The organism is Wolbachia endosymbiont of Nomada ferruginata (assembly GCF_001675785.1).
GTDB classification, from domain to species: domain Bacteria; phylum Pseudomonadota; class Alphaproteobacteria; order Rickettsiales; family Anaplasmataceae; genus Wolbachia; species Wolbachia pipientis.
In genome coordinates, this window is sequence record NZ_LYUY01000154.1 from 1 (window position 1) to 1,442 (window position 1,442).

The following is a 1,442-nucleotide window of genomic DNA, read 5'->3' on the forward strand; positions in this document are numbered from 1 at the left end:
CATGCGATGCACGTAGTGCGAAAAATTAAACATGAGACGCCAAATACCCTAAGTTTTTTGTCATTAACCTGCACAGATTGCGAAGATAAATAAATAGCTTCAGTTTCATGATAAGGGGACTGGCGAAGGGTGTCAAGTAAGTTTTTTCGTTTCTATTCCCAATAAAAGTTTGTATGCAATAACACAGAAGCATGTACGGCTATTCCTTCATTTCTTCCAAGAGAACCTAATTTTTCTGCAGTGGTTGCTTTGATATTTACAAATTCATCATCAATTTCTAATGCTTTTGATATGAATTTTTTCATTTCTACCTTGTAAGGCGATATTTTAGGCTCCTCACAAACTATAGTAATATCTAAATTAGATACGCTGTACCCTTTTTCTTTTGCTTTTTTAGCAGCAAAGTCAAGGAAGTGAGATGAATTGCAATCTTTCCATTCAGAGGAACTAGGAGGAAAATGCTCTCCTATGTCGCCACATCCTAGTGCTCCGAGTATTGCATCAACGATTGCATGTATTGCAACATCACCATCAGAGTGCGCTTCTATTGCCATGTTGTGTTCAATTTTCACACCGCAAATTTTTATAAAGCTTTCAGCACCATTTTGAACTTTAATGAACTTATGTATATCATAACCGGCTCCGACACGAAATTTTGGCTCTTCAAAAAGAAGCTTTGCCATATTGATATCCTCTTTTGTGGTTAACTTAAAATTGCTTTTCTCACCTTTAATAATCGCAACATGTTTTTTGTGCTCTACCATTAGTGATGAATCGTCAGTAAATTCTTTGACTGATTGATGGCATGATAATAATTCTTTGAAATTAAAAATTTGAGGGGTTTGTATGGCTCTGAGCTTTCCTCTTGAAATCGTAGATTCAATAAAACTATTACTCACCAATGACATAGTGTCTTCAACTTCTATTGCTGGAACTACTCCTGTATATTGATCATTAATCATAGATTCAACCAAGTTATCTATCAGAACATCTGACACAAAAGGCCTACAAGCATCGTGTATAACTACAAAATCTGGGTTAATTTTTTGTAAGCTTTCAAGCCCTAGTTTAACTGAACTTTGCCTGTTTTCTCCTCCGTATACAGGGCTTAGTAATTTAGTGTCTGTAATTAGTGATATAGCTTTCTCATAGAAACTTTCATGGTCTCTATTAATTGCTATTCTTATATAATCTATATATTGGTTAGCCAGAAATCTTTTAATTGTATGAAATAAAACAGATTTACCTGCCAGTTTTATATATTGCTTAGGAATCGTAGAATTGCATCTACTGCCTACTCCCGCTGCAACTATTAATGCTGCTATTTTGTATTTCTTAGCGCACATATTTCTTTTTGTAGAAGCTTTCCTCTCTATCCAAGATTCTTTCCGAAAAATAAAATTTCTGACATCATATAAAAGTTACTTCCCCTATTAACTAGC

At 34.5% G+C, this 1,442-nt stretch carries 1 protein-coding gene; it reads right to left on the reverse strand.

Annotation, left to right across the window (positions count from 1 at the left end):
* Positions 1-152: 152 nt before the first annotated feature.
* A complete protein-coding gene (gene ispD / locus BA053_RS06165) occupies positions 153-1,346 on the reverse strand; it encodes a 2-C-methyl-D-erythritol 4-phosphate cytidylyltransferase (protein ID WP_065106873.1) in 1,194 nt (397 codons plus the stop codon).
* Positions 1,347-1,442: the final 96 nt, after the last annotated feature.

Bases quoted from the DNA above. Each gene is read 5' to 3' on its own strand.
- ispD (WP_065106873.1), bottom strand. From the start codon at position 1,346: ATGTGCGCTAAGAAATACAAAATAGCAGCATTAATAGTTGCAGCGGGA.